The organism is Balneola sp. EhC07, assembly GCF_001650905.1.
GTDB lineage: Bacteria > Bacteroidota > Rhodothermia > Balneolales > Balneolaceae > Balneola.
In genome coordinates, this window is sequence record NZ_LXYG01000018.1 from 211122 (window position 1) to 235348 (window position 24227).

At 36.1% G+C, this 24227-nt stretch carries 26 protein-coding genes; 12 read left to right on the forward strand and 14 right to left on the reverse strand.

The genetic code is table 11. The features are described 5' to 3' along the window. Positions 1–30: 30 nt before the first annotated feature. Positions 31–696, reverse strand: coding sequence for a lysophospholipid acyltransferase family protein (locus A8B79_RS12800; RefSeq protein WP_066223379.1), 666 nt, complete (start codon positions 694–696; stop codon positions 31–33). A 48-nt stretch (positions 697–744) separates the two neighbouring features. Between A8B79_RS12800 and A8B79_RS12805 the strand changes: the two genes are divergently transcribed. Beyond that, positions 745–1404, forward strand: a complete 660-nt coding sequence (locus tag A8B79_RS12805; protein WP_066223381.1) for an O-methyltransferase — start codon at positions 745–747, stop codon at positions 1402–1404. A gap of 44 nt (positions 1405–1448) precedes the next feature. Here A8B79_RS12805 and A8B79_RS12810 read toward each other — a convergent pair whose 3' ends face one another. Genes A8B79_RS12810 through A8B79_RS12830 form a run of 5 tightly spaced genes read right to left on the reverse strand, consistent with a single transcriptional unit; the run spans position 1449 to position 6560 of the window. After that, positions 1449–2210: a creatininase family protein gene (locus A8B79_RS12810; protein ID WP_066223569.1), complete on the reverse strand. Its 762-nt coding sequence runs from the start codon at positions 2208–2210 to the stop codon at positions 1449–1451. Positions 2211–2227: 17 nt separating this feature from the next. After that, positions 2228–3316, reverse strand: coding sequence for a class I SAM-dependent methyltransferase (locus tag A8B79_RS12815; protein ID WP_066223383.1), 1089 nt, complete (start codon positions 3314–3316; stop codon positions 2228–2230). Beyond that, positions 3313–4158: an HAD-IIA family hydrolase gene (locus A8B79_RS12820; protein ID WP_066223385.1), complete on the reverse strand. Its 846-nt coding sequence runs from the start codon at positions 4156–4158 to the stop codon at positions 3313–3315. The genes A8B79_RS12815 and A8B79_RS12820 overlap by 4 nt, the downstream gene beginning before the upstream one ends. A gap of 3 nt (positions 4159–4161) precedes the next feature. Beyond that, complete coding sequence (locus tag A8B79_RS12825; protein ID WP_066223387.1) at positions 4162–5205, reverse strand: hypothetical protein; 1044 nt, start codon at positions 5203–5205, stop codon at positions 4162–4164. After that, positions 5205–6560 (reverse strand): glutamine synthetase family protein, encoded by a 1356-nt coding sequence (locus A8B79_RS12830; RefSeq protein WP_066223389.1) that lies wholly within the window; start codon positions 6558–6560, stop codon positions 5205–5207. Before A8B79_RS12830 ends, A8B79_RS12825 begins: the two co-directional genes overlap by 1 nt. An 81-nt stretch (positions 6561–6641) precedes the next feature. On the opposite strand from A8B79_RS12830, the gene fni reads away from it, so the two are divergent. From fni to A8B79_RS12860, 6 genes are all read left to right on the forward strand, one after another. Further along, on the forward strand, positions 6642–7667 hold the full coding sequence (fni, locus tag A8B79_RS12835; RefSeq protein WP_066223394.1) for a type 2 isopentenyl-diphosphate Delta-isomerase: 1026 nt from the start codon (positions 6642–6644) through the stop codon (positions 7665–7667). A 55-nt stretch (positions 7668–7722) separates the two neighbouring features. Further along, positions 7723–8718 carry a polyprenyl synthetase family protein gene (locus A8B79_RS12840; RefSeq protein WP_066223396.1) on the forward strand — a complete coding sequence of 332 codons (996 nt, stop codon included), beginning with the start codon at positions 7723–7725 and terminating at the stop codon, positions 8716–8718. A gap of 14 nt (positions 8719–8732) precedes the next feature. Further along, positions 8733–9563 carry an outer membrane protein assembly factor BamD gene (locus A8B79_RS12845; protein ID WP_066223397.1) on the forward strand — a complete coding sequence of 277 codons (831 nt, stop codon included), beginning with the start codon at positions 8733–8735 and terminating at the stop codon, positions 9561–9563. Between the two features lie 6 nt (positions 9564–9569). Next, positions 9570–10148 carry a nicotinate (nicotinamide) nucleotide adenylyltransferase gene (gene nadD, locus A8B79_RS12850; RefSeq protein WP_066223399.1) on the forward strand — a complete coding sequence of 193 codons (579 nt, stop codon included), beginning with the start codon at positions 9570–9572 and terminating at the stop codon, positions 10146–10148. Between the two features lie 24 nt (positions 10149–10172). Continuing rightward, positions 10173–11195, forward strand: a complete 1023-nt coding sequence (locus A8B79_RS12855; RefSeq protein WP_066223402.1) for a S66 peptidase family protein — start codon at positions 10173–10175, stop codon at positions 11193–11195. A 71-nt stretch (positions 11196–11266) separates the two neighbouring features. Next, positions 11267–14806, forward strand: a complete 3540-nt coding sequence (locus A8B79_RS12860) for a DPP IV N-terminal domain-containing protein (protein WP_082894179.1) — start codon at positions 11267–11269, stop codon at positions 14804–14806. A gap of 30 nt (positions 14807–14836) precedes the next feature. On the opposite strand, the gene A8B79_RS12865 is transcribed toward A8B79_RS12860, so the two are convergent. Both A8B79_RS12865 and A8B79_RS12870 read right to left on the reverse strand, forming a co-directional pair. Beyond that, positions 14837–15922 (reverse strand): alanine racemase, encoded by a 1086-nt coding sequence (locus A8B79_RS12865; protein ID WP_066223404.1) that lies wholly within the window; start codon positions 15920–15922, stop codon positions 14837–14839. Next, a complete protein-coding gene (locus A8B79_RS12870; protein ID WP_066223409.1) occupies positions 15919–16485 on the reverse strand; it encodes a hypothetical protein in 567 nt (188 codons plus the stop codon). Before A8B79_RS12870 ends, A8B79_RS12865 begins: the two co-directional genes overlap by 4 nt. 92 nt (positions 16486–16577) lie before the next feature. Here A8B79_RS12870 and A8B79_RS12875 point away from each other — a divergent pair, with 92 nt between their 5' ends. The 5 genes from A8B79_RS12875 to A8B79_RS12895 all read left to right on the forward strand — a co-directional run bounded on the left by A8B79_RS12875 (position 16578) and on the right by A8B79_RS12895 (position 20005). After that, complete coding sequence (locus tag A8B79_RS12875) at positions 16578–17021, forward strand: ATP-dependent zinc protease family protein (RefSeq protein WP_066223410.1); 444 nt, start codon at positions 16578–16580, stop codon at positions 17019–17021. 6 nt (positions 17022–17027) lie between these two features. Next, positions 17028–17951, forward strand: coding sequence for a 30S ribosomal protein S6--L-glutamate ligase (gene rimK / locus A8B79_RS12880; RefSeq protein WP_066223414.1), 924 nt, complete (start codon positions 17028–17030; stop codon positions 17949–17951). Further along, positions 17944–18888 (forward strand): succinylglutamate desuccinylase/aspartoacylase family protein, encoded by a 945-nt coding sequence (locus tag A8B79_RS12885; protein ID WP_066223416.1) that lies wholly within the window; start codon positions 17944–17946, stop codon positions 18886–18888. Before rimK ends, A8B79_RS12885 begins: the two co-directional genes overlap by 8 nt. 5 nt (positions 18889–18893) lie before the next feature. Then, positions 18894–19241 (forward strand): DUF952 domain-containing protein, encoded by a 348-nt coding sequence (locus A8B79_RS12890; RefSeq protein WP_066223418.1) that lies wholly within the window; start codon positions 18894–18896, stop codon positions 19239–19241. A gap of 86 nt (positions 19242–19327) precedes the next feature. Next, on the forward strand, positions 19328–20005 hold the full coding sequence (locus tag A8B79_RS12895) for an energy transducer TonB (protein WP_066223420.1): 678 nt from the start codon (positions 19328–19330) through the stop codon (positions 20003–20005). Between the two features lie 3 nt (positions 20006–20008). Here A8B79_RS12895 and A8B79_RS12900 read toward each other — a convergent pair whose 3' ends face one another. The 6 genes from A8B79_RS12900 to der all read right to left on the reverse strand — a co-directional run bounded on the left by A8B79_RS12900 (position 20009) and on the right by der (position 24189). Continuing rightward, the gene (locus A8B79_RS12900) at positions 20009–20362 is read right to left on the reverse strand and encodes a response regulator (RefSeq protein WP_066223422.1); all 354 of its coding nucleotides are present in this window, start codon (positions 20360–20362) and stop codon (positions 20009–20011) included. Between the two features lie 129 nt (positions 20363–20491). Continuing rightward, a complete protein-coding gene (locus A8B79_RS12905; RefSeq protein ID WP_066223425.1) occupies positions 20492–20962 on the reverse strand; it encodes a redoxin domain-containing protein in 471 nt (156 codons plus the stop codon). Further along, positions 20943–21557, reverse strand: coding sequence for a hypothetical protein (locus tag A8B79_RS12910; protein ID WP_066223427.1), 615 nt, complete (start codon positions 21555–21557; stop codon positions 20943–20945). Before A8B79_RS12910 ends, A8B79_RS12905 begins: the two co-directional genes overlap by 20 nt. 3 nt (positions 21558–21560) lie before the next feature. Continuing rightward, the gene (locus tag A8B79_RS12915; protein WP_066223429.1) at positions 21561–22085 is read right to left on the reverse strand and encodes a hypothetical protein; all 525 of its coding nucleotides are present in this window, start codon (positions 22083–22085) and stop codon (positions 21561–21563) included. Between the two features lie 21 nt (positions 22086–22106). Continuing rightward, the gene (locus A8B79_RS12920) at positions 22107–22793 is read right to left on the reverse strand and encodes a NuoI/complex I 23 kDa subunit family protein (protein WP_066223430.1); all 687 of its coding nucleotides are present in this window, start codon (positions 22791–22793) and stop codon (positions 22107–22109) included. Between the two features lie 88 nt (positions 22794–22881). Next, a complete protein-coding gene (gene der / locus A8B79_RS12925; protein WP_066223432.1) occupies positions 22882–24189 on the reverse strand; it encodes a ribosome biogenesis GTPase Der in 1308 nt (435 codons plus the stop codon). Positions 24190–24227: the final 38 nt, after the last annotated feature.

Sequence of the window (24227 nt, forward strand, 5' to 3'; positions counted from 1 at the left end):
ATAAAGCTAACAGCTATTTGCTGTTAGCTGTTAGCTTTTCTCAAACCGCTCATCAGTAAAACCCGCAACTTTTCTGGTTTCTTTGAGCAATTCATGTACATTCTTCTCGAAATCAGTAGTTAATTCTGATTTTGACAGAGAACGATCAATATTCAATGCTGTACCAATATTGATATAGAGCTCCGACTTGCTGTCACGGAATGTATGGGTATAAAAAGCTATGGGCACAAAATCGATTTCTATATCCGTATTTTGATACAACCAAGCTAATCCATTCTTAAACTCTGGTTTTGAAGCTGAAACAGGAGTGATTTCTCCTTCGGGATAAATGTATAAACTTGAACTCGGCTTATTCAAACTATCAACAGCGAATCTTAGTGATCTTAAGGTGGATCGGGGATCAGAAAGGTTTATAGAAAAAGCACCAATTTTAGAAAAAAACCGATGTTTACGCATCTGCTTATCCTCCATAAAAGCCCGTGCTGTTTGATGAAAAATATTTCTGCTCAAGTAAAGTGGAAGTAAACCATCCCACCACAAATTGTGATTAATGAAGTAGACAGTCTTTGTATCAGTTTCTGGTTTATAATCCTGCTTAATAAAAATATTCTTAAACCGACGTCTAAGTAACCAACGGGTATACAGGTCAAAAAACCAGATCAAAAAACGGGATTCTTTAGCAGGGATAAAATTCAATTCAATTCTTTTTGGTGATGATAGGGTGTTCTGCCTTATCTTTCAATTATGAAGAAGCACAGAGACAAACCAATCGTTCAAATTACGAATCCTGAAATTGATAAATATTCGGAAGTTCATACAAGTCCCGAAAGTAAGGATATTCAAAATCTGATCAACTCCAGCGATGAAGAACTCCAATACATAGACATGCTGAGCGGGAGAGTGGTTGGGCAACTACTTAAAATGCTGGTAAAGATATCAGGCGCAAAGCGAATTCTTGAGATTGGTACTTTTACAGGGTATTCAGCAGTAATGATGGCAGAAGCTTTACCTGAAGATGGAGAAGTGATCACTTTGGAGATGAACCTGAAGTACCAGAAAATAGCTCAGAATCACTTTGATAAAAGCAAAGCAGGGCATAAGGTTAAAATGATCTGCGGAAATGCTCAGAACACAATTAAAGAACTAAACGGTACATTCGATCTGGTTTACCTGGATGGAGATAAATTGAGATACTCGTTTTATTTTGAACAGGTAATGCCATTGCTAAATTCGGGCGGGCTCATTATTGCTGATAATGTACTTTGGGATGGAACCGTTCTTGATCCGGAAGACAAAAAAGCAGAAGCGATATCTGAGTTCAACAAACTTGTAGCTGAGGATAAAAGGGTAGAGCAAGTATTACTTCCGGTAAGAGATGGCGTTAATGTGATCAGGAAAATTTAACAAAAGATAATTTCTCCGGATTCTAAAACAAGGAAATTGATACCTTATTCGTAAAGATCATCAACATCAGCCTTGCTAAGATCTATAAAAAGTTGAGCCATTTTCTTGCATACATCCTTAAAGAATTGCTCTCCTTTTTCAGCTGTAGAAGCTTTTGGATCACCAATTCCGGTATCTTTTGTAACCTTAGACCAGGGGCGTTCACTCCAAGCCCAGTCTTCATTAAAAGCTGCTATTTTGTTTTTTCTTTCAGCTCCATCGCCCCATTCTTTCGCCGGTAATACTAAGTGCTGTTCAAGATGAAGGATTAAACTGGTTTCCATTTCGTCGGCATGATCTCCGGGATCAGTAAAATATTTATGCCGATCCAACATTTTTGGCCAGAAAGTTACGCAGATAAACATATCCGGATACAAAAGTCCAAGCTCCCGAACCATTGACTTAAAGTCGTTACCACCATGACTGTTTAGGATCATAAACTTATGAATACCCTGCCTGTTCAGCACTTCAATGATATCTTTTAGTATTTGAAACTGAGTACTTGGATTTAGATTGATATCCAGATAGATATCAGACTGGCCGGTATTTACACCGAATGGAATATTCGGTAATACAATTACAATAGCATCATTTTCCCAGGCAATCCTCGCTGATTCTTCAGCAATTGCTTTGCCTTCAATGTTATCAGTAGAGTAGGGCAGATGGTAATTATGCGCTTCCGTAGCTCCCCAGGGAAGTACAGCAAGTTCAATATCCGCATCTTTTAAATGCTTCCAGTTGGTTTCAGCTAAGATGTATGGTCTGATCATTATTCCTCAATTATCTATTTCAAGCACTCATAAACTACAAATTTATCGTTCTCTGCAGTAATGGAGCAGTTTATAAACAATTTATCTAAATGAGTTTTATAGTTCAGATGTTTATTTGCTACCAAAACAAATCTTCCGGCTTCTTTTAAAGAGTTCTGAACCTGAGTAAACAGGCTAATTGTTACTTCAATGTTGGTTTCGTGTTCAAAATGGAAAGGAGGATTGGATACTACCAGATCAAGAGATCCATCTTCAAAATCTTCCAGAGAATCATTCCAATGGAAATGAGCGCTTTCATTTACATTCATTTTTGAGGATTCGACCGCAAGGAAAGAGTCGTCCACTAAATGAATTTCAGCGTTCGGTTGCTGAATAAGTATATGATCCGCTATCACACCATTTCCTGAAGCCAGATCAAGGATATTAATTTCTGATTCTTTGACTGTAAGATGTTCTAAAAGGAATTGAGTAGCATAGTCAATATGATCGGAAGAAAAAACTCCCGGGTACTGTTTGTATACTTTATCGCCAAATTTGATGTCGAGCGTAACTGCTTGTTGCTCAACTTCTTTCTTATTTTTTAGAATGAGTAAACGGGATTTTTTCTTAGCTTTTGATTGCTCAATATCTACAAAATATTTACTGCTGATTTCGAGCAATTGTGGTGTAAAGTATTTGGTCATAAATCCACAAACGATGACGCCATTTTCTTTTAATGAGTTGTGTAATAACTGAAGATAGAACTCAAAAGCTTCCAATGATTTAGGACTCTTTATCACTCCTATATCGGTATCAGGAAGTGACCCCAAAGGAGATTTAATTGTGCGTGATTTCAATACTAAGGAGTTGATAACATAATTCCTTTCAATAGCTTTTTGATGACTCTTGTAATCTACTACTGAAAGCGGTTGCAACTTGAAAAGGGTAGTGGCAAGAAAACCAAAGCGATCGTTTAGCAACACTGAAGATTCATACTCATCACTCAGGTCGCTTATATACTCAAGGATCAGTTCATCAGCTGCATTCCAGGGTTGTAGCGATCTGTTTGTAGTTGACGGATAGCGTTTAATACCAAAGTCACGATCATTGTAAGTGTATTTCATTCCATAATGGATTTACAGACGAAATCAGGAATAATACCCGTAGATCGAATCTGTGATTCGTAATTATCTTCACGAGTATTTCCCGAAAGAACCAGCATTGTTTTAACTCCAAACTTATTGCCACCCAATATATCAGTACGTAATGTATCACCAACCATAAGGATATCATTTTTGTTTATATACTCATCTTGAATAAGCTGTTCATAAGCATACATGAACATTTGAGAATCCGGCTTTCCGAAATGGATGAATTTTTTTCCAAGCATATTTTCGACCAGTTTTGCTACACCACCGGTAGCAATGGCAATATCGTTATGTGAAACAGGGTAGTAATAGTCAGAATTAGCCAAAATAACAGGCATATTTTTCTTTCTAAGGAGGTTTACTACTTTGTTGATGTCAATATTCCAATCGAAGCCTTCATCGTCTAAGAACACACAAGCTGATATATCATCAATATTGTTCAGATCAACATCGGCAACTGCAATATGCTCCAAACCTGCTTGCAGTATATAATCCGCTGAGTTTTCAGTCCCCAGATAAGCGATTTTACCACTGGTTATCTTTTGCTCAAGAAAATGCTTCGCCATCATCCCGGATGTTATCATTTCATGAAGCTGAATACCCGGCAGACCTAATTCTACATATTTATCAACCTGTTGCTGTGGGCTTCGGGACGCATCATTTGTAAGAATCCTGAATAGTTTTTTCTGTTCACGGATAAAAGCCAGAGTTTTATCAGCACCTTTAATTAATCCGTTGTGATTTTTGACTACGCCGTACGAGTCCAGCATAATAACTTTAAATTGTTCTGCAATATCGAAAAAAGAAGGGTAGCTCATTTATTATAGTTCTAAAGCGTTAAGTAATGGTTCAGCGTCAAATTTTTCATCCAGAGTGGGTAAATGAATTTCTAATGCCTCTTTCTGAAGTTTAGTGGCAAATATCTCATGAAAGAAAAATCGGCCATATTTAATCACATAAGTGAGAATAAAAAAACGATATGATTCCTTAAGAAAGTGAATCTCAAGTTCTGAAAGTGGAAAGATCTTATGGTATGCTTTTAGAAAGATGATAAAACGTTCTTCCATCATAACATCCACATTGTAGCTAAACACGGTTTTATCGCCAATATCAGAAGCTACACGACTAAAGAAATAGAAATCAAGCATTCGGGTACTCATCCGGAACCAATCGTAATCCCATCTTGAAAAAAGCTTAAAATTCGGTGTTACTGAAAAGTTGCCAATATTCCAGTCTACAAATACAGGAATGGTTTCCAGTTCGTCTCCACCTAAGGATTTATAGTTATCTAAAAAGAGGTGACAATGATCTCTGATCAAAGATCTGTGAACAGGGTATTCATATTTAGTGGATTTATCATCCAGAATCTCGAGAAGATCATTAACATCGTCCTGCATGGTTTTAGAAGATCTTGGTAAAGTAGCTTTTACAGTATCACAAGCTTTATGGAAGTGAGCTGTTTGCTGAGCTAACTTTACTATCTCATTCTTGTTCAGACGTTTAGGAAGTTTATTTTTAATGTGAATAGGTCTGTAAAAAACCACCCAGGCATCTATAACTTCACTTTTATAACGATGAACAAACAACTTGTTTCCTTTCATCAAAGATCTGGCCAGAAAGTTTTCAAAAGGAGAGGGCAGATTATTGGAAAGTGTGTTTATAATGCTGTGATCTTCAACAAAGTGTTCGAACTTTCCGAAATAGGAAAGCTTGGCTACTATATAATTTTTGTCCTTAAGCGAAATCCTGTACACATGATTTGTAGAAACTTTCGCGCTTATATCCACGATGTGTGCTATTTCTCTGGAGATATCGTAGCTGTTCCAAGCCTCTCGAATTATTGTATCAAAGTCGATGAATGCCATTAAACGATCTCGAAATATCTTTTTAATTCCCAATTAGCCTGCTGAGGATCATATTGCTTCCATTCCCATTCCCGCGTTTTTATAAAATGATCTGTGAATTCCTCACCAAAAAGTTCATTAGCTATATCTGATTCTTTCATTGCTTTAGTTGCTTTATGAAGATTTGTTGCTAATGGTTCAGTAGTTGTGTTGTCGTATTCATTTCCTTTTGTAACAGGAATCTCAAGTTTTAAGTTATTCTTGATACCGTATAAACCCGAAGCGAGACTTGCTGACATACTTAAATAAGGATTTGCATCCGATCCCGGCACTCGGTTTTCAACTCTTATTGCTTCCTGAGAACTTCTTATTACTCTAAAAGCTGTTGTTCTGTTGTCAATCCCAAAGCTTACAGTTGTAGGAGCCCAGGAGCCTTCTACAAATCGTTTATAGCTATTTACAGTTGGCGCAAACATTGGCAAGATAAAAGGCAAGCAATGAAGCTGACCTGCTATGTAAGATTCCATTAGTGAACTCATCTTGCTTTCTGATGATTGTTCGAAGAATAAGTTCTTTTTGCTTTCAATATCCCAAAGACTCTGATGAATATGCCCACTGCATCCGGGTAATTCTTTATTCCATTTCGCCATAAAACTAGCCATTACTCCTTCCTGATAGGCAATTTCTTTTACAGAAGATTTGAAAAGAACAGCTTTGTCTGCAGCTGATAGAATATTATCGTACTTGATACAGGCTTCATAAACACCCGGGCCTGTTTCAGTATGCAATCCTTCAACAGGAATATCAAAATCATGCAAGGAATCGAAAATGGAATTCACGAAATGGCTGTGTTGTGACGATCTTAAAATTGAATACCCAAACATTCCGGGTGTAAGGGGTACTGGTGCCATATAATTTTTGTGCTGCAAGGTATGCGGTGATTCTACAAACGTGAACCATTCAAACTCATTACTAAAATTGGGTAAATAACCTAAATCATTGCACTCCTTTTGGATACGCTTCAGTAAACTTCGGGGACAAACTTTATTCAGATCTTCTGAATGCTCAAAATCACCTAGAAAAAAAAGCTTGTCATCATCCCAGGGAATTTTTCTCAATGTGTTTATATCAATAGTAGATAAGCTGTCTGGATAACCTGTTTGCCAACCGCTTACCATAGTATTTGTGTAGGTTGCATCATTTATATCCCATCCAAAAACCACATTACAAAACCCTAAACCATTATCTAGAGATTTTAAAAATTTCTCCTTACTTATCAGTTTTCCTCTCAGAACTCCATCAATGTCTGTAACAGCGAACTTAATGCTGTTACTTTCTTGTTGGTTGATATGTGATATAATTTCTTCTTTGTTCAAATCCTTACATTTATCTTTTACAATATAGGAAAGCTATGCTTACTATAAATTTCAAAAATTTTCACAGTTCCCAAAATACATATGAGTGAAATAAGAGACCGCAAAAAAGATCATATAAAGTTTACTGTTGATCAGCAAGCTCAATATGATCAATCAACTGGATTTGAAAGATATCAATTTATACATAATGCTCTTCCTGAAGTAAATCTAGACGATATATCAACAGAGGCGGTATTGCTTGGACGTACATTTTCTTTTCCATTATTTATTTCTTCGATGACAGGCGGTTACTCTGAAGCAGGTCAGGTTAATGCTATTATAGCAGAATTTTGCAATGAGAAGAATCTACCTTTCGGAGTTGGGAGCCAAAGAGCGATGCTGGAAGATGACTCTTTAACGGAGACTTTTTCCATAGTCCGGAAGAAAGCTCCAAATACTTTTATTTGTTCTAATATCGGTGGTGTTCAGCTAATAGGAGGTTTACAAAAAGATTCTTTAAGAAGTATGATTGATAGTATTGAAGCTGATGCTGTTATCGTACATTTAAACCCGTTGCAGGAGCTTATGCAACCCGAAGGAGATAGAAATTTCAAAGGAGTACTGGATGGGATTGAGCATTTAGTTACAAAAACTTCAATTCCTGTGTTGGTAAAGGAAACCGGAGCCGGAATTTCACAATCAGTTGCAAGAAAACTAATTAATGTTGGGGTTTCTGTTATTGATGTAGCCGGAGCAGGAGGCACCAGCTGGGCAAAAGTGGAAAATCTTCGTGATTCTAATCTTGATCCTAATTTTGATTTCGATGAATGGGGAATCAGCACAACTGATTGTTTAATTGATATAAATAAGCTCAAGAAGGATCATAAGTTTGAATTAATTTCTTCAGGTGGTATAAGATCCGCTTTCGATATAGCTAAATCTTTATGTCTTGGAGCCGATTTTACCGCTAGCGCACAACCTTTTATTAAAGCAATTTCAGTTAATGGTTTAGAGGGAGCTGAAGAGTTATTTTTAAAATGGGAAAAAGATCTGAAAACCATTCTTACACTACTTGGTTGCAAATCTTTAGAAGATCTCAATCATTCACATTTAAAACTCAAATCCTAGCTTTTTAGGTGTATAAGAATCCTTATATTCTCTCAAATTATTCTCCAGAGACGTCTTGGCACAAACCGAATTACACCAAAATCTTTACACACTTATAGAGAAAGAAATTTCAGAATTACAAATTCCGAAATTACCTGTGACTCTCTACGCCCCGTATTCTTACACAATGGAAACGGGAGGGAAGAGGATTCGTCCTTTTTTAGTGCTATTAGCGTGCGGTATCTGTAAAGGAGATGTTTTAGATGCAATTCCTTCAGCCCTAGCTGTTGAAATCTTGCATAATTTCACTCTTGTTCATGATGACATAATGGACAGTGCAGAAACCCGGCGGGGTAACCCAAGTGTTTTTAATAAATGGGATCAAAACACCGCTATTCTTTCAGGCGATGTCATGTTTGCTGATGCATTCAGACAATTAGAATTTTATGGTTCCAACGATTCTTTCTCAAAACAAGAATACGCTGAAATCAACAAAACATTTACCAAAGCAACCATTACAGTTTGCGAAGGTCAGGCTTTGGATATGGATTTTGTGGACAGATCAGATGTAGATCATCATGAATATATTCAGATGATCAAAGGTAAGACCTCAGCTCTGCTGGCATGTTCGCTTAAGCTTGGAGCTATTTCAGCTCATGCTACTGAATCTCAATCTGATATTCTTTTCAGTTTAGGGACAGAAATGGGAATTGCTTTTCAGATACAGGATGACCTTTTAGATGCAATTGCCGACCCGGGAAAATTTGGAAAAAGAGTTTGTGGAGATATTTATGAAGGAAAGAAAACATATCTTACAATACTTGCGTTAGAACGAGCAGATAAAGAACAGAAAGAGTTCATTGAAAGTGTTTTATCGGAAGAAAATTCGAAAGAAAAAGAAGTCGACGCTGTATTACAATTGATGAAAGAGTTGGAAGTTATTGCTGATACTGCTCTTAAAGTTGAACAACATTACAACAAAGCCATTGATTCATTGAATAATTTTGAAGACTCAGAATACAAACAAGAGCTTAAAAATCTTCTTATCTTTCTAAAAAACAGAGATCATTAATTATAAACTCACTAATGAAAAAGAATTCATATTTATTTTTAACTGTAATTTTATTATTCACTGCTTGTAAAAGCTCGAGATTAGTAAACCCGGGTGATACAGTTCAGGAAGCTTATCAAAAAGGTATTACGAAATTTGAAGAAGGAAGCTATGGCGATGCAGCTGAGATCTTTGAAACTGTTACAAGAGTAGGAAGAGGTAGTGAGTACGCTCAGGAAGCCCAATATTATTTAGCAGAAAGTTATTTTAATCAGGAAAGATATATCCTTGCTGAAGCTGAGTATAATAGATTTATCACTTTTTATCCCAGAGACTCAAAGCGTCAAGAAGTAGATTATAAAAAAGCTCTGAGTATCTATCATCAAAGTCCGAGGTACAGACTGGATCAAAGTGCTACAAGAAGAGCTATCGAAGAATTTCAATTGTTTAACAGCAGATACCCTGATTCCAGGTTTGTAACAGAGTCTGCAGGTAAAATAAATGAGTTGAGAGAAAAACTTGCCAGAAAGTATTACGAGTCTGCTCAGTTTTATTCCAGAACGGATCAGTATAAAGCAGCAACAATTTACTATGATCTGGTTATTGACAGATACCCGGAATCTAAATGGGCAGAAACAGCTTTGCTAAACCAGATTGACACATATAACGAATATGCAGTCAATAGTATCCTTAACAAGCAAGTAGAAAGATATAATTTAGCAATATCTTCTTACGAGAAATTTATTCAGTTATTTCCACAAAGCAATGCTCGTTCCGAAGCAGAAACTTTTAGAGATGAAGCCGAACAAGGAGTCAAAGATGCTCAAGAACAATTGCGACAAAGAGAAACTAACCAAGGTAATTAACCTGATTTGAGAAAAATCGGTCTACTCGGCGGTACTTTTGACCCTGTTCATAACGGACATATTGAAATCGCGTATTCATTTATAAATTCAGGTTTTATAGATGAATTATGGATTTTGTTAACTCCATTTCCTCCTCATAAACTGGGTGAAAAGCATGTTCCGTACGAGAAAAGACTTTCGATGCTTAAGGCTGCTTTTTCAGATACTGACTTTAAGATACTTTCTATCGAAAAAGAATTACCGAAACCTTCGTACACATACCGAACCATTCAGATTTTAAAAGAAAACAACCCTGATACTTTTTTTTATTTTTGTTTAGGGGAAGATAGTCTTGCTCAATTCCATACCTGGAAACATTTTGAGGAGATTTTAGATGAAGCTGAACTTTTAGTTGCCAAAAGACCTCAGTCTGATCACAAAAATGTCGATAATGAAATTCTAAGCAAAACTACTTTTGTGGAACATACCCCAATTGAAGTTTCGTCTTCAGCTATTAGGGACCGTATTTCGGAGATCAAGTTTCTGAAATCAAATATTCCTGAACAAGTTTATTCAATTATTGAAAAAGAGAATTTATATCGCTAATTACTGCGAACTTAAAATTCTCTTATGTCATTATCCCGAAAACAATTTCTAAAAAATACAAGTCTGGCTTCTCTCGGTTTAGTTGGATTATCAAAAAACTCTTGTGAAGAGGAAAAAACCGAGGTTAATGAGTTGATTCTTCCCAATGCTATAAGCTGGGGTTCTACCATCGGTTTAATAGCACCGGCAAGCCCCATTTATGACGCTTCTCAGTTTGATGAGATGATAATTACTTTAAAAAGTCTCGGCTTTAATCTGAAGCTGGGTAAACATGTTCAGGATCAGTATGGTTACCTGGCCGGATCTGATGAAGACAGAGCAGCAGATCTGGTTGATATGTTTAAGGATTCTGAAATAGATGCTATTCTTTGTGTTCGTGGAGGATGGGGTTGTAACAGAATACTCGACCTGATCGATTATGAAGCCATAAAAAGTAATCCAAAACCTCTTATCGGATTTAGTGATATAACCTCACTTCATAATGCAGTTTTATCTAAAACAGGATTAGTTAGTTTTCATGGGCCTGTTGGAAAATCAGATTGGAATGATTTCACAAAAGAAAGTTTCGAAAAGGTCTTGATCAAAAAGGAAAAACAGAAATATTCACTTCCAAGTAACCAAGCTGATGCTTTTACAATAACATCAGGAGTAGCAGAGGGTCAACTTCTAGGAGGTAATCTTTCCGTACTTGTGGCAATGATGGGATCAGAGTACCTGCCTGACTTTACAAATGCTATACTTTTTCTCGAAGATGTTGGGGAAGATGTTTACAGATTGGATCGTATGCTTACTCAATTAAAATTGAATGGTATACTGGATGTAATTTCAGGATTTATCTTTGGGAAGTGTACGAATTGCGACGCAGGAGCTAATAGCTTAACCCTTCCACAGCTTTTAAATGATACGATAAAACCTTTGAAAATTCCTGCATTTTATGGAGCAATGATAAGCCACGAAGAACTTAACATAACAATACCGGTTGGTTTACGTGGCAGAATGGATGCTGATAACAAGTCATTCGAAGTTTTATCAGCAGCTGTTAAATAGACATTTTTTTACTCTAATTTCACGTGGAAATTTGTTTATTTCCAATGAAAACTCTCACCAAAACTAATTACATGAATAAGCTAAACCGCTACGGCAAAACAAAGGGGACCTTTTTGGTACTTTTTTTAAGTGTTTTTCCAACATTATTGTTTGCTCAAGTAACAGGAAGTTCAAACTTTGTTGAACTTCATTCTGATACAACAGACACTAATAAAATTGAAAAGAAATCAAAAAACTTACCTCTTAATCCGGGTAGGTTGATAGAAGTAAATTCTACAGAAGCTACTTGGATGTCATTAGATGTAAGCCCTGATGGATCTAAAATCGCATTTGATTTCATGGGAGACTTATATGAGATACCATTTTCGGGTGGTGAGGCTAAGCAATTGACGGATGGAATGGCTTTTGATTCTCATCCAAGATACAGCCCGGATGGAAAATATTTGCTCTATGTTTCTGATGCCCATGGTGCTGATAATTTATACTACATAAACTTAGAAGATACATCAGATGTAACTCAGGTCACCAAAGGCAAATCCAGCGGTTATGCTTCAGGTGAATGGACAACAGATGGCGAATATATAATAGGAGCCAAAGGAAAAGGAGTTCCTAAACTCTGGATGTACCATAAAGATGGTGGAAGTGGTACAGCGCTAATCTCATCTCCGAATGGACTTAAAACAACCGATCCGGCTGTAGGTCATACAGGACGTTATATATATTTCTCACAAAGAAACGGATCATGGAATTATAATGCTCAATTCCCTCAATATCAGATTGGAAGATATGATCGTGAAACAGGAGAACGTACTTCTGTAACATCCAGATATGGATCAGCATTTACACCAGTTCTTTCAAGTGATGGCAAATGGATGGTTTATGGAAGTAGATTTGAAGACAAAACAGGACTTGTTCTTCGTGACATGGATTCAGGTTCTGAAAACTGGTTGGCTTATCCGGTTCAAAGAGATGATATGGAATCTCAAGCAACTCTTGGTGTACTTCCTGCAATGTCGTTTACTCCTGATAACAATCATCTAATAGTTTCTTATGGTGGTAAGATCCATAAAATTCCAGTTGATGGTAGTGAAGCTACGAAAATTCCATTTGAGGTTACTACCGAACTCGAAATGGGACCTGAAGTTCTTTTCAAATATCCGATCAGTGATGAAACTGAAATGATTGCTACACAGATCAGAGACGCTGTTCCTTCACCTGACGGAAAGTGGTTGGCATTTACAGTATTGAATGATTTGTATATACAGGAATTACCTGAAGGAGAACCTAAACGACTAACAAATTCAGGAGATACCGAAGCACAACCAACCTGGTCTCCTGATGGTAAGAAGTTGGCTTATGTAACCTGGAATTCTACAGAAGGAGGGGCTATAGTTTCTGTTGACCCTTTCGCTAGAAGATTCCGTCCAACAAAATTAACCAATAAAACAGGTATTTATACAAACCCGGTTTATTCCGGAGATGGAAGCAAGATCGTTGCTTTTAGAAATGATAAACAAGTTTACGACGATTCTTACGGCCCAGGATTTTCAGGTGCTTTAACGGATATAGTTTGGATACCTTCAAACGGTGGGGAAGTTTCTGTCATTGACAGAGCTAAAGGTCGCTCAAATCCACATTTTGTAAAATCAGACGATCGTATTTACCTGAACAGATCCGGAACTTTAGTATCGATCAGATGGGATGGTACGGATGAAAAAGAACATGTAGCTGTTACCGGTATTACAACTTATTCACCATTCAACCTTGAAACTGCTTTAAAAGAAGCAGAAGTTTGGAAAACACCTGCAGAAATTCTTCATCCTGATGGAGATCATGATCATGCCAAAGAAAACAATCCCCCTTCACGGGCTGCTTTTATTCAAATGGCTCCGGAGGGTGATCAAGCTTTGGCTCAGGTAAACAATAATATTTATGTGGTCACTGTACCTGTTACAGGTGGAAGTACTCCTTCAATATCTGTTGCCAATGCAGCATCTGCACCATTTCCTTCAAAAAAGCTGACTACTATTGGTGGGCAATTTCCAACATGGAGTGCTGACGCTAAACAAGTTCACTGGTCAATAGGTAATGGCCATTTCATATATAATTTTGATGATGCAGAAGCTTTCGAAGACAGTGTGAAAGCGGCAAAAAAGCTTGAAGAAGAAAAGAAAAAAGAAGAAGCTGAGAAAAAAGCTGAAGAAGATGAAGATTCTGATGAGGATAAGGATGAAGGTGATAATGAAGGCGATGAGGACAAAGAAAAATCATCTGACAAAAAAGAAAAAAAGAAAGATGATACATTTAAACCCATTGAGCTTTCTATAGATGTAACCATAGAAAAAGATATTCCCGAATCATCCATACTTCTGAAGAACGCCAGAATTATTACAGCAAATGGCAATGAAGTTATTGAAGGAGGGGATATCCTGATCAGAAATAACAGAATTGTTGAAGTTGGAAAAAACCTCTCTGCTAACGGTGCTCAGGAAATGGATATGACCGGAAAAACCATAACTCCGGGATTTGTCGATACTCATGCGCATATGTGGCCGAACTGGGGAATTCATAAAGAAGAGATCTTTAATTACGCTGCAAATCTTGCCTATGGGGTTACTACAACAAGAGATCCTCAAACTGCAACTACAGATGTTCTTACTTATTCTGATATGGTTGAAACGGGAAGAATGCTCGGTCCAAGAGTATATTCTACTGGACCAGGTTTTGGGTACTGGGCGTATAACGTAAAAAGCTTAGAAGAAGCTCAGAATGTGATGAAGCAGTACAGTAAATATTACGATACCAAGACTATCAAAATGTATTTAGCAGGTAACCGTGAGCAACGACAGTGGATCATTCAGGCAGCTCGTGAGCAAAAGATAATGCCAACTACTGAAGGCGCATTAGACTGGAAACTAAATATGACACAACTCATTGATGGTTATCCGGGGCATGAACATTCTCTGCCAATTTATCCGGTCTACAATGATGTAGTGGATGTAATAGCTCAATCCAAAATGGCTGTTACTCCAACGCTACTGGTGTCTTATGGAGGGCCTTGGGCTGAGAATTTTTACTACTCTCGTGAAAATCCATATGACGATTCTAAATTGAATAAATATACTCCTTATTCTGTACTGGCAAGTAAAACAAGAAGGAGACCGGGTTGGTTCAGAGACGATGAGCATGTTTTCCAAAAGCACGCTGAAACTATGACCAAAATTGTAGAAGCAGGCGGTCTAGCCGGTGTAGGAAGCCACGGTCAGTTAGAAGGGCTTGGATATCATTGGGAACTATGGTCGGTAGCTGCGGGTGGAATGAGTAATATTGATGCTATCAGAGTTGCTACCATTCTTGGTGCTGAATCTATTGGGCTTGATGGAGATCTTGGGTCGATTGAAGAAGGAAAATTAGCAGATCTGGTTATTCTTTCCGAGAATCCTCTTGATGATCTGAGAAATACAAATACAGTTACTCATGTTATGAAAAATGGTCGTTTGTACGATGCGAATAATCTGAATGAGGTTTACCCGAGAAAAGTAAAAGCAAAGCCATTTAGTTGGAACGATCCAAAGCCTCAAAGCTTAGGTTTGCCGGGAACGAATAAATAATTAGTTAAAAGGCTCTTTCGGGAGCCTTTTTTATATCCTCTTTTCGGAAAGGTGGGATATTCTCTCATCATCTGTAGTTAAGTAAGTGCCCATCAAATCAGCAGTTAAACAAGAGTGAATTGGAAGTATTGTAATGAGATCTCCGGGTTCTGTATCGCTGAAAAATTCATCTGAGCATTTTACTATTCCATGCTCTTGTGATACAGTCTTCAAATAACATTCTTCAATCGGTTTTCCCCATCCTTTGTTCAGAGTTGGAACAACTTGACCAAAATAAGGCTCTCCACTTTCTAGGAGATCATGATCTTTAGAAAAGTGGACAGCTCCTCCATGAATTAACAATTCATTTCTGGACGGATATTTAGCAACTACAGGACATTTCATTGCAATGGCTATATCTTTCGGATCGCAAGAACCGATCTGTGTCTGAATCCAATCATAAAAAACAAAATTACCGGGACTTAGCTCATCTATTGCTCCAAAGTTTTTTAGAACAGAGCAGGAGGGAGTGTCTCCAAAACAAATTGGCAGGTCGTATTTATTCTTTATTTGACTTAAACTGTCAATAATAGGCTTGGAGAATCGTGCTATATCATTTGATGATCTGCATTTATATGAATGACCTGCATGTGAATAAAAACCATGGAGCGTTAATTTCTCAGAATTATTTACAGCCAATATCAGATTGCCGATCTGTTCAGTATCATTAAGATGAATTCCACTTCTTCCATAATTGGGATCTATTTCGATATAAACAGATACATCTGATGTTAAGTTCTTATCTAATTCTATAGCTGATTCAGAGTCAACCACCAAGATTCTTAAATCTATTTTTGAAGCCAGAGCGTTAATTTCTTTTATATCAAGAATATTAAAAGGAAATGCTACTGTAATACTTTCCCATCCATCCGATGCAAAATATTTTGCCATTTTTAGAGAAGAGACAGTAATTCCGTCAATGGGAAATTCTTTAAACCAATTACCAATTTCTAAAGACTGATGTGTTTTAAAATGGGGGCGGAATTTTAAACCGAGTTTCGAAACTTTTGAAGACATTTTCTTAATGTTCTCAAGGGCTTTATTTCTATCCAGAACCAGAGTAGGGGATGTAATCACTGAAAAAAATTAGGTTTAAAGGAATACCCTAAAGATACACCAAACCAAGGATGTATTTTATTATTTTTAATAAAAGGGGTGAACGATAATCTTATAGAGGATCCTTTTTCTTTATTAGTTAAAAACCTGTAACCGATATTAGCGAAAAGAGAAGGTGCTCCGGGAACGTCTTCAGTTTCAATATCTCCTAATGCGATACCCAAGCCTGTTTCTAACGAGTGAGGTGAACTTGAAAACTTGATCAACTTTGAATAAGAGATTATACCTACAACAGTCAAATCATCACTATTAGATTCAATGGTCCTATTGGAATTCATAGATGGTTGAAATATAGTTGGTGCGGCTCCAAACCTTAAAACCGATGACCTGTTGATTATAAGATCGTAATTGATAGTAAAGTATGTTCCTGCTCCTCCAAATTCCAAATAAACTGAATTTATATAATCATTATCGGAATATTGCACTATAGCTGCTTGAGTCTGTGCAAATATCAAATTTGAAAAGAAAGTTAGAAATAAAATAGTAGAAACTATTATCAACAAACCTTTTTTAAGCATACTCATTTTAACAGATCGATTATAAATATATTGCAAAGGTTTAATAAAATAGAGTTCAGAAAGTGAAGATCAATTAATAATGAGTTATCTTTGTAGAAATGAAGAAAAAGAAAAAAGAAACTATTGGCAGACTGGAAATTGTAGATTTGCCAAAATGGGATATTAAAGAAATAGAAGCTAAAATTGACACCGGAGCTTATTCTTCAAGTTTACATTGTCACAATATTAAAGAATATGAGAAGAACGGTGCTAAATGGGTGAAATTTAACCTGTTAGACCCGGAACACCCTTCATATAATGAACGCTTATTTTCTTTGCCCGTATCAGACATAAGGGAGGTAAAAAGTTCAAACGGCCAAACTGAGTTACGAGTTTTTGTTAAAACTAAAATTATCTTTTTTAATAAAGAGCATGATATTGAATTATCACTTACTAATCGTTCAGAAATGAAATACCCGATCTTAGTAGGGCGCAAGTTTTTAAAAACCAAATTTCTTGTAGATGTTTCTAAAAAATACTTATCCAATAAAGAGGAAAACTAAATAAATATGAAAATAGGAATACTTTCGAGAAACGCTAATCTATACTCTACCAAAAGACTTGTTGAAGCAATAGAAGCAAAAGGTCATGAAGCAAAGGTTATTGATCATTTAAAATGTGATATAGTAATTGAACAGGATAAACCCACCATTTTTTATAAAGGAGAACAACTATCTGATCTTGATGCAGTTATTCCTCGTATTGGTGCTTCCGTAACTTTTTATGGAACGGCAGTGGTTCGTCAGTTTGAAATGATGAACATCTTTAGTGCTGTTGAATCTCAGGCTTTGGTACGCTCTAGAGATAAACTGAGAAGCTTACAAATTCTAGCTAAAGCCGGAGTCGGACTTCCGAAAACTGTATTTACAAACTACTCTAAAGAGGTTGATAAATTAATTGATTCGGTTGGTGGAGCGCCTTTGATTGTAAAATTGCTTGAAGGTACTCAGGGTTATGGGGTTGTGTTAGCTCCAACAAAAAAAGCAGCCCAATCAATGATAGAAGCATTTCACAGCATGAAAGCACGTGTTATTGTTCAGGAATTTATTAAAGAAAGTAAGGGAGCCGATATAAGAGTCTTTGTCGTAAATGGAAAAGTAGCAGGAGCAATGAAGCGCCAGGGAAAAGAAGGGGAGTTCAGGTCTAATTTACATCAAGGTGGTTCCGGGAGCTTAATTAAGCTATCAAAAAAGGAGAGAGAAGCGGCTCTTACTGCTGCTCAGGCAATGGGATTACCAATAGCCGGAGTAGATATGTTACAATCCGAAAGAGGTCCTTTAATTTTAGAAGTAAATTCATCACCTGGGTTGGAGGGTATTGAAAAATCAACCGGTAAAGATATCGCAGGCAATATTATCAAGTATGTTACCACGGCTGTAGAAGCCCAGAGAAATAACCCTTCAAAGCGTCGCAAAATAAAAAGTAATGCCTAGTAGCATCACAATAAATAAAGAAAAAATAAGGCCGGGCGAAAACAAAATTATCAATTTTGATATTGCAAGCTTGCCAACCAGAACATCAATAAGTCTTCCTGTTCACGTTTACAGGTCAGAAAATGATGGACCTACGATTTTGTTAACCGGTGGTTTACACGGTGATGAGCTAAATGGCGTTGAGATTATAAGACGATTGATCGATTCAGGTGATGTAATTCCTGATCGGGGAACAGTTATCGCTATTCCTATAGTGAATATCTATGGCTTTATTCAAAATTCAAGAGGGCTTCCTGATGGAAAGGATATAAATCGTAGTTTTCCGGGCGTTAGAAAGGGAGGTTCGTTAGCTAAGCTTTTAGCCTACACTATTATGAAAAATATAATCCCACATATAGATTGTGGTATAGATTTTCATACCGGTGGTGCTAGTAGATCTAATTATCCACAGATAAGAGTAGATCTGTCTAATGATGAAGCTCTTGATCTTGCAAAAGCATTTCAACCGCCTTTAATAATTAACTCAAAGTTAATTCCTAAGTCATTTAGAAGCGCTTCATTTAGAAAAGGAAAAAATATTTTGGTTTATGAGACAGGAGAATCATTAAGATTCGATGAGTTCGGAATTAAAGAAGCTTTAAATGGTACATTAAGACTAATGAATCATTTAGGGATGGTAGACTTTAAAAAGGAGGGACATAGCACTGAAATTTATAGTTCCTCTAGCTGGATCAGGTCTAGTTATGCAGGTCTGTTTTCACCGTCAATAAAACTCGGAGAAACTTTTAAGAAAAAACAGCCTCTTGGATATATCAATGGAGCCTATGGAGAACTTCATGCCAAAATATTAGCCCCTAAAGAGGGTAGGGTTATTGGTTTAAACTATTGTCCTGTAGTAAATAAGGGCGATGCAATTATACACTATTCATATAATTAAAAGAAATGGATTACGATTTACTATTTACTGTAATTGACGATCAAAACTGGAAAGAAATTGCTTCTGAAGGAACATTTCATCCAAAAAGTCTAGACGAACTCGGCTTTATTAAATGTATTGATGAGAAGGATTTAGAGAATTATGTAAACCTGGATATCCACAAACATAAGGACTTGATCCTAGTAGTTATTGACCCACTAAGAGTAAAGAATTCCATTAAAACAGAAAAAGAAGGGGATTTTAAAATAATTAAACTGTTTGGAAGCCTAACCTTAGATGCTATAATCGATAAAATAGATCTTAAACCGTCCAAAAAAGGAGATTACAGCATTAAAATAAAGCACTACGACTAGAGTTCTAGATTTCTGTTTTTGAGTCTGTAATTCATCATTTCTTCATAATTCTGTTTTAATTTCAGATAAGAATTAAGGAGGTTAAGATGAAAAATCACAGATCTATAAAATTCCGCAAAATCAATCTTAAGAAAAACTATCTTCTTTTTTTTGAGACTGGTTTAATACTTTCTCTTGGTATTTTGAATTTGTTAACCCGAATTGATATTTCTTCTAACGAAATTATTAAAACTAATTTCGAGCAACATGAAGAAATAGTTTTTTTAGAGAAAACTATTCAAACTAAACAAGAGCTTAAAGTGCCGCCACCTCCAAGACCAGTGGTTCCTATCGAAGTACCCAATGATGAGATCATTGAAGATGAAATTATTTTCATGAGCTCAGAAATTGATTTCGATCAGATCATAACTTTAGGGCCACCGCCTTTGCCACAAAATGAAAATGATACAGAAGAAGAACAGGTTTTTGTAGTAGTAGAACAACCACCGGTTTTAATTAACGGTCTTCGTGACCTTCAATCTAAAGTAATTTATCCTAATGTGGCTGTGCAAGCAAATATAGAAGGCAGAGTAGTCGTTCAGTTTGTAATTAGCAAAGAGGGTAATGTTACAAAACCGATTGTATTACGAGGCATCGGAGGTGGTTGTGATGAGGAGGCACTAAGAGTAATAAAGCTAGCTAAATTCAAACCCGGTATGCAACGCGGCAAACCAGTGCCTGTAAAGTATACGATCCCTATTTTATTTAAAATGGCTAAAGACTAATTACTAAATCTTTTCGATAGTATTTTTAAGATCGTCTAAGCTTATAGGTTTAACCAAATAGTCTATATGGTCGGTAGAATTTGCTCTCTCTCTGTTATAAGAGTCAGAATTTCCAGTTATAAAGATAACTTTAGATGTAGTATTAGTTTTTTGAAACTCTTTGGTAGCTTCAATTCCATCGATATCATCTTCTAACATTATATCCATTAAGACTAGATCGGGATCAAGCTCTTGAACTTTAGTAATCGCATCTGATCCTTTAGCGTATATTCCGACTACTCGATAATTCAATCTCTCAACCATCTTGGATAACAACAGTGATAATACTTTGTCGTCTTCTATAATTAATACATTCATAGGAGTCTCTTAGTTAATTTTAAATATACACTGTTTGCAGCTAAGTAAATGTTAAGGCTCGTTTAAGTATGTTAGATTTAATTCATATGATACAACAAGTGTCGTATAATATATATTATGTAAAGTTAATCAATTTAACTTCATTAACTCTTCTTCTATTTTCTGAAAATTTGGTAGTTCATTCGCGTTTTCTAATATCTCAGTATGAACAATTATTCCTTCTTTATTAATAATGAATACAGATCTTTTTGAAACTCCTTTCATACCAAAAAAATCTTCGTATAAAACATCATATTTTAGTGAGGCTTCTTTATTGAAATCGCTCAAAAGTTGGAAGTTAATGTTTTGTGATTCTTTAAATTCTTTAAGTGTAAAGAAAGTATCTATACTTATTCCAAGTATCTCAGCGTCTAAAGAATTGTACATCTTTAGATTATCTCGTGTATGGCACAATTCTTTTGTACAAGTACTGGTAAATGCCAAAGGAAAAAATAATAGAACTACATTCTTCTCCCCTTCATAATCTTTAAGGTTTATCTTTTCACCTTTGGTGTTTTGTAATGTAAAGTCAGGAGCACTTTTATATAATAGATCGGCCATTTGGATTATTTAATTGAGATTTTTTCGTTCCAAGCGAGATCAGTAACACGCCTGCAATCAATAGTAATTCTGTAACCACGGTACTTTGTATATCTGTCAATGGGATCATCCAAAAGAAAATGAATGCAATTAAACATACTAAAGTACCAATAATCAGTAGTGAGTAATTCTTCTCGTTTTTTTGATTTATTGAGAAAATCAAAATTGAGACAATAAGTGCCCCTCCTTGAAACGTGCCTAATATCAGGTTATAGATAACTGACTGATCCAGAATTAAAGGGATGAACAGAAGAATTACAAAAGGCAGATAACCTAAAATTGTTGGAAACCTGGCGAATATTGGTTTTGATTCCCGTATCAGATTAAATAATGCACTTAGTATGCAAACTAAACTTGCGGTATTCAGGAAGCGAATGGTTATAACTAGTGCATCATCAATTAAATAGATAACATTTGAAATCAAATAAGTTAGTAGTGCAGAACTCAAAAGAATCAAAAAAGAAGATTTTTTAACGATGATAACATTGACAAGCTGAAATAATGAAAACAGTAGCACTAATACATTTAGAAGACTTAACCAACTTGATAGATCCATAAATTAATGCTTGGGTCTTGAGGCTATTTCTCTCTGGAATTGTTTATCAGACTGATAAGTGAGCACTAGTTGAGCTATTTCTTTCAAGGATTTTCTTTCTTCAGTAACCATAGCCCATAAAACATCTAAAACTGAAACGGTTTTAGATTCCTCAGTCATTTCAATTTCAAAATAAGATGGTGGTTTATCTCTAAGAAATTTAATTAAATCCGTTCTAAGTACTTCAATGTCCTTTAAAACAGTAGAAACACTTAGGTTCTCAACTTCTTCTTCTGTGAGCTCTACCCTATCAAAAATTAAGAAGTCTTCTAACTCTAATCCTTCTCCCTGTTTTTTTAATGCTTCTAGTACAGTTGCAATTCTGGATTGTGTAGAATTGATAGATAATAAGTTCTCAATTATAGATTCCCCACCTAAAGGTTTCCGGGAATAAGGAACAAAGCTTATGACTTTATTAAGCGACTGTATTTCATATTTGAGATACTCAATATCATTTATGAGATGATCAAGCTGTTGCTGATTTATCAAACTAACCAGGTTAGATTTAAATTATTTCCAAGTCTTAGATGCCGGAGCAGCGTCGTTTTTGTCTTGAGTTTTAATCATATCTACTAAAGAAAGTCCGGTATTCCAATCTGTATCTCTGTCTCGAACAGAATGAATATTATTTTCTTCCTGAAAGTCCCAAAAATTACCAAACTGAGTATTTTTGTAAGTTTTTAAGTACTCAAGTCTTTCTTCCAGATCTTCTTTTGGTACAAGCAATCGTTCTTTATCGTAAACTGCATCCTCTCTGGATTCAAAAACTATATCATAGTCTTTACTCATTACAATTGCCTCTTCCGGGCAAACTTCTTCACAGTATCCGCAGTAGATGCACCTTAACATATTTATTTCGAAGAAATCCGGGAAACGTTCTTTTTCATCTTCCGTCTCCGAAGCCTGCATACTTATAGCGAGAGGCGGGCAAGCGCGAGCACACAATCCACATGCTACACAACGTTCTTTACCATGATCTTCAACCAAAACAGGTCTTCCTCTGAAAATTGCAGGTGGAGTCCATTTCTCTTCAGGATAGTTCATTGTAAACCTTGGCTGAAACATTTGTTTGAATGTGTACCAAAGCCCTTTGAATATCTCAGGTAAATATATTCTTTCTAAGAAATTAAGCTTTCGCTCATTCTTTTGATTGCTACTTAAAGCATTTAAAACTGGTTTCTCGAGATTCTTAGCCATCTAAATTGGTCAGAAGTATAGTTCGAATTTATATTCAAAAATAAACCTTTGTAACATCAGCTTCAAAGATTATTCCTGTTTTTATCAATTATTTTTGACGGAACACCATTGTTATTGGAACACCTTTGAATCCATACCGTTCACGCAGCTGATTTTCTATGAATCTTCTGTAGTTTGGAGGAAGATCTTGAGGGCTGTTCATGAAAAATTTAAATACGGGTGGATTTGATTTTACTTGAGTTCCATACTGAATTTTAAGTTGCCGGCCTCTTTTCATTGGTAATGGCCTCATCGATAACATGTCTTCAATGAAATTGTTGAATTCTGAAGTGCCTATCTCCTTTTTCCTCTCCTGAATTACTTCTTCTACAACATCCATTACTTTGTGGACTCTTTTTTTATTCAGTGCTGAAATAGTAAGAATAGGAACATAATCTAACTGTGGCGTAGATTCATAAATATAATTTTCGAAATCCTTAACAGTATGGGTATCCTTTTCTGTTACTAAGTCCCACTTATTCAATAGTATAATCAGCGCTTTATTATACTTTTCAGCTTCTCTTAAAACTCTTTTATCCTGATCTTCAAAGCCCCTCATAGCATCTAAGATAAGGACGGCAACATCACATTCCTGAATTGCTCTTGCAGTTCTTACTGTACTGTAGAACTCAATGTTTTCCTTCACTTTAGTTCGTTTACGAAGTCCAGCTGTATCCACTAACACGTAATCTTTACCATTAAAATTCAATTTACTGTTAATGGTATCTCTTGTAGTTCCGGCTATATCGGTTACAATGCATCGTTCATCATCTAATAAGGCGTTTACCAGACTACTTTTACCAACATTTGGGCGACCAATAAAAGCGACTTTTGGTGATGGGTCTTCTTCTTCTTTTATAGCTTCGGGGAGTAGATCTGTAACTTTATCTAAAAGGTCTCCGGTTCCGATGCCGCTTATTCCGGAAATAGGAAATATTTCATCAAACCCTAATTCATAGAATTCTGATGCATTTAACCTTCTCATTTCATTATCGGCTTTATTGGCTACTAAAAGTACAGGCTTCTCTTGCTGGCGCAGCAGTTGGGATACTGACCTATCTAAGGTGTTTATTCCATGCTCTGCATCAACTACAAACAGAATCACATCAGATTCTTCCAAAGCTATGTGAACCTGTTCACGGATACCTACAACCATCACATTCATATCATCAGGCAGATAACCTCCAGTATCTATCACATTAAAATCTATACCGTTCCAATAAGATTGCCCGTAGTGTCTATCTCGGGTCACACCGTATTCGTCATGAACTATTGCTTTTCTTTTACCTATTAATCTGTTAAATATAGTTGATTTACCTACATTAGGTCTTCCAACAATGGAAACTACTGGGAGCATTTATGAATTTGTCTTTATAAATTAGAACAGTAAATATA

Excerpts from the sequence above, each read along its gene's own strand:
- A8B79_RS12805 (WP_066223381.1), top strand. The coding sequence starts at position 745 with ATGAAGAAGCACAGAGACAAACCAATCGTTCAAATTACGAATCCTGAA.
- A8B79_RS12815 (WP_066223383.1), bottom strand. The coding sequence starts at position 3,316 with ATGAAATACACTTACAATGATCGTGACTTTGGTATTAAACGCTATCCG.
- A8B79_RS12820 (WP_066223385.1), bottom strand. The coding sequence starts at position 4,158 with ATGAGCTACCCTTCTTTTTTCGATATTGCAGAACAATTTAAAGTTATT.
- A8B79_RS12825 (WP_066223387.1), bottom strand. The coding sequence starts at position 5,205 with ATGGCATTCATCGACTTTGATACAATAATTCGAGAGGCTTGGAACAGC.
- fni (WP_066223394.1), top strand. The coding sequence starts at position 6,642 with ATGAGTGAAATAAGAGACCGCAAAAAAGATCATATAAAGTTTACTGTT.
- A8B79_RS12845 (WP_066223397.1), top strand. The coding sequence starts at position 8,733 with ATGAAAAAGAATTCATATTTATTTTTAACTGTAATTTTATTATTCACT.
- A8B79_RS12855 (WP_066223402.1), top strand. The coding sequence starts at position 10,173 with ATGTCATTATCCCGAAAACAATTTCTAAAAAATACAAGTCTGGCTTCT.
- A8B79_RS12860 (WP_082894179.1), top strand. The coding sequence starts at position 11,267 with ATGAATAAGCTAAACCGCTACGGCAAAACAAAGGGGACCTTTTTGGTA.
- A8B79_RS12870 (WP_066223409.1), bottom strand. The coding sequence starts at position 16,485 with ATGAGTATGCTTAAAAAAGGTTTGTTGATAATAGTTTCTACTATTTTA.
- A8B79_RS12875 (WP_066223410.1), top strand. The coding sequence starts at position 16,578 with ATGAAGAAAAAGAAAAAAGAAACTATTGGCAGACTGGAAATTGTAGAT.
- rimK (WP_066223414.1), top strand. The coding sequence starts at position 17,028 with ATGAAAATAGGAATACTTTCGAGAAACGCTAATCTATACTCTACCAAA.
- A8B79_RS12885 (WP_066223416.1), top strand. The coding sequence starts at position 17,944 with ATGCCTAGTAGCATCACAATAAATAAAGAAAAAATAAGGCCGGGCGAA.
- A8B79_RS12890 (WP_066223418.1), top strand. The coding sequence starts at position 18,894 with ATGGATTACGATTTACTATTTACTGTAATTGACGATCAAAACTGGAAA.
- A8B79_RS12895 (WP_066223420.1), top strand. The coding sequence starts at position 19,328 with ATGAAAAATCACAGATCTATAAAATTCCGCAAAATCAATCTTAAGAAA.
- A8B79_RS12900 (WP_066223422.1), bottom strand. The coding sequence starts at position 20,362 with ATGAATGTATTAATTATAGAAGACGACAAAGTATTATCACTGTTGTTA.
- A8B79_RS12905 (WP_066223425.1), bottom strand. The coding sequence starts at position 20,962 with ATGGCCGATCTATTATATAAAAGTGCTCCTGACTTTACATTACAAAAC.
- A8B79_RS12910 (WP_066223427.1), bottom strand. The coding sequence starts at position 21,557 with ATGGATCTATCAAGTTGGTTAAGTCTTCTAAATGTATTAGTGCTACTG.
- A8B79_RS12920 (WP_066223430.1), bottom strand. The coding sequence starts at position 22,793 with ATGGCTAAGAATCTCGAGAAACCAGTTTTAAATGCTTTAAGTAGCAAT.
- der (WP_066223432.1), bottom strand. The coding sequence starts at position 24,189 with ATGCTCCCAGTAGTTTCCATTGTTGGAAGACCTAATGTAGGTAAATCA.